Genomic DNA, 3,486 nt, shown 5'->3' on the forward strand with positions numbered 1-3,486 from the left:
GAAGCAGCGCAGCGATGCAGGAGCAGCCTTAAACCCACGGCAGCTGGGCTGGCTTATAACCCGAAGAGCTGGGCAACTGGAATCTGGACACTGAAAATCGATGGAGCCCGTTCCATCAAAAAAGCCTCAGTGATTTAAAATCACCGAGGCATCGAACTCAATTATCGTTATTTTTCTTTTCCTCATTTTCCTGGCGCTGCTCTTCTCCAGCTTTATCCGCTTTTTTAAAGTCATCCGTGTAATGGACTTTCTGAGCGGCTTTCAAATCGCTTTCCTTGTCTCTCATTTTTTCGTGAGGCTGTTTGTCTTCTGCCATTCCGGTCCTCTCCTTTACTCGTAGATGAATTTTGTTTATACAGTTCTTTTCCCGGCATATGAGCAGTTAAACGTCTATTCAGGCAGACAGCTGCGAAGTTCCAGCAAATCGATATTCCCCCCGGAGAGAACGATGGCGATTTTTTGATTTTGATCACCAGCTCTTCCAGCCAGGACAGCTGCGACTGCCGTGGCGGCTGATGGTTCAATCAATTGTTTTGTACGTTCGATGACGAATTGCATGGCAGATTTTATTTCTTCTTCCGTTACCAGGACGAGATCATCGAGATGTTCCTGCAAGATGGGAAATGTCAGTTCACCCGGCTGTGACGTGCGCAGGCCGTCCGCGATGGAAAAGTTGCCTGACACAGCGGTGATTTTTCCGGATTTCAGAGACAGCTGAGTGTCGTTGCCGGCTTCAGGCTCGACTCCGATGATGCGGACTTCCGGTTTGACTGCTTTGACCGCTGTCAGAATGCCGCTGATCAATCCGCCTCCGCCCACCGGCACCACAATCACTTCGACATCCGGCAGTTGCTCGAGGATTTCGAGGCCGACGGTGCCCTGTCCGGCGATGACATGAGGATGGTCATAGGGAGGAATATAGACGCCGCTGTTTTCTTCAGCGAGCTGCATGGCGCGCGGAATGCGGTCGGCTGAAGTGAAACCGCAGTATTCGACCCGCCCGCCGTATGCTTCAATGGCCCCCACTTTAGCGCGGTTCGCGTCTTCCGGCACAACGATGACCGCCGGAATTCCGAGCGTGCCGGCAATATAGGCGACTGCCTGTCCGTGGTTCCCTGAAGAAGCGGCGGTGATGAACTGAGCTCCGTTGCGAACCGCTCCCTTCACGGCGTTGGCTGCGCCTCTGATTTTGAACGAACCGGTTTTCTGCAGATGCTCCGCCTTCAGGAAAATCTGGCGGCCGGCTTTTGCATTTAATAATGCGGAGCTCAGCAGCGGCGTTTCGTGAACGATATCGCTGATTTCTTCACGTGCATTTTTAACATCCTGTAAATTGACCATCTTCTTCACTCCTTTATACAACAAATTTTATCATACTGGGGTAAACTGAAAGCATGGAAATTAAACAGTTGCGAGGTGAGAATATTGTTGAAACGATTGGTCGTCACCGGCTATAAGCAGCATGAACTCGGCATCTTCGACGACAAAAATCCGGGTGTCCGCTTTATCAAGAAGGCGCTGGAAAACCGGTTCCGCGCATTGATTGACGAAGGGCTGGAATGGATTATTGTCAGCGGCCAGCTGGGCGTAGAAACGTGGGCAGCTGAGGTGGCCATTGAAATGAAAGAAGAGTTTCCGCAATTGAAGTTCGCCCTGCTTACCCCTTTTCTTGAACAGGAAAGCAAATGGAATGAAGCGAATCAGGAGAAATACAAAGAAATTCAGCGCCAGGCGGATTTTCACCGCAGCCTGACGAACCGGCCTTACGAAGCGCCCTGGCAATTCATTGAGAAAAACAAGTTTTTCCTGCGGAATTCGGACGGCATCCTGATAGTCTATGATGAGGAGACGGATGGCTCACCGAAATTCATCAAGAAAGAAGCCGATCAATACGCGGAAAAAACGGATTATGCGGTGATGTTGATCACGGCTGATGATCTGCGTGTGGTTACGGAAGAAGAGCAGTACGACAGCTGGCAATAAAACCTGTGTGCATATTTCAATCCGGACAGGGTATGGAAAAAGGAGATTCTAATTTCGGAGGTGCAGCAAAATGGAAGAACCGACAAATGCAATAATCCAGAGTTCACTCGATGCACTGCTGGAGAACGAAAGTTTTCTGCCGGAGCTAAAGGATGCCGCCCGTGAGCAGGCCTTCACTTCACTCAGCGCCATCCTGTCAACACCGAACAAAGTCCACAAATCCTATTTGCGTGTTCCGCTGGATAACGGACGGGTCGTGCGCATTCCGTCATTCCGGATTCAGCACAACGACGCACTCGGCCCTTACAAAGGCGGCATCCGCTTCCACGAAAGCGTCAACGAAGAAGAAGTCATGAACCTGGCTTTCCTGATGACGCTGAAAAATGCGCTTCATGGCGTGCCCTTCGGCGGAGGCAAAGGCGGGATTGTCATCAATCCAAGGAATTATTCCGAGAAGGAATTGAATTTGATTTCCCGTAAATATGTCCGTTATTTCGCTGATGTCATTGGACCGGATAAAGACATCCCGGCACCGGACGTCGGGTCAGGGGAACGGGAAATGGACTGGATGATGGCGGAATACAAGAAAATTCATCACGGCTTGCCGTACCTCGGCAGTTTTACGGGTAAATCCGTAACCAACGGAGGTTCACTGGGCAGACGTGAAGCGACAGGCAAAGGCGTCTATTTTTCATTCCGTTATATGATTCATGATTTTATAAAGGAAAAAGAAGAATTACTGGCGTCGACCGATAACATTTTCGCCAAAACGACTTTGTCCGTGGCGCACCGCCCCTTGAAAGTTGCTGTGCAGGGCTTCGGAAATGTCGGTTCCGTCACTGCCCATGAAGCTTATAAATGTCCGCTGGTCGACAATAAGGTAGTGGCCGTCAGTGACCGCAACGTGACTTTATACAATGAAGAAGGCTTGAATATTCCTGCGTTGATCGCGTTTTCTTCGAAACACAGAGGAGACCTTCCGACAACCACGGAGGAACTGGCAGAAGCCGAAGTGACAGCGGAAATCCGCGGACGCGAAGAGCTGCTGACGCTTGATGTCGATGTATTATTCCTTGCGGCGCTGGAAAATCAGCTGCACGAAGGCAATATGGCAGATATCAAAGCGCAGATCATCGTCGAGGGTGCCAATGCGCCGACAACGCAGGAAGCCGATGATTACCTGAGCGATAAGGGTGTCGTCATCATCCCTGATATTCTCGCCAATGCCGGCGGTGTCATCGTTTCTTATTTCGAATGGCTGCAGGGCCGTGAAACCCAATACGATTCAGAAGATGAGATTTACGAGAAGCTTGTCGGCCAGATGCAGAAAACATTTGATATGATTTTGCCGCAGTTCTACGGGGATCCGTTCCCGCTCCGCCAAAATTGCTTTATCCATGCCGTTTCCCGTCTGTCGCATGTTCTTTATAAGCAAGGAAAGCTGTATTAATAAGAAAAGCGCTGGAGTCCGATTAGAGTGACCCAATAAAATGAGACAAGGAA

The 3,486-nt window shown here is 50.1% G+C and carries 4 protein-coding genes; 2 read left to right on the forward strand and 2 right to left on the reverse strand.

Features of this window, described 5'->3' with window-relative positions; translation table 11 throughout:
• Nucleotides 1-157 precede the first annotated feature (157 nt).
• Nucleotides 158-316, reverse strand: coding sequence for a YfhE family protein (locus KW93_RS17195; RefSeq protein WP_081987026.1), 159 nt, complete (start codon nt 314-316; stop codon nt 158-160).
• A 74-nt stretch (nt 317-390) separates the two neighbouring features.
• Nucleotides 391-1,341: a threonine ammonia-lyase gene (locus KW93_RS13625; RefSeq protein ID WP_033543584.1), complete on the reverse strand. Its 951-nt coding sequence runs from the start codon at nt 1,339-1,341 to the stop codon at nt 391-393.
• Between the two features lie 84 nt (nt 1,342-1,425).
• On the opposite strand from KW93_RS13625, the gene KW93_RS13630 reads away from it, so the two are divergent.
• Both KW93_RS13630 and KW93_RS13635 read left to right on the forward strand, forming a co-directional pair.
• Entirely contained in the window at nt 1,426-1,983 is a 558-nt protein-coding gene (locus KW93_RS13630; protein ID WP_033543585.1) for an SLOG family protein, read from the forward strand.
• Nucleotides 1,984-2,053: 70 nt separating this feature from the next.
• The gene (locus KW93_RS13635) at nt 2,054-3,433 is read left to right on the forward strand and encodes a Glu/Leu/Phe/Val family dehydrogenase (RefSeq protein WP_033543586.1); all 1,380 of its coding nucleotides are present in this window, start codon (nt 2,054-2,056) and stop codon (nt 3,431-3,433) included.
• The last annotated feature ends 53 nt before the right edge of the window (nt 3,434-3,486 follow it).

Source organism: Planococcus sp. CAU13, assembly GCF_000775575.1.
Classification (GTDB): Bacteria; Bacillota; Bacilli; order Bacillales_A; family Planococcaceae; genus Planococcus.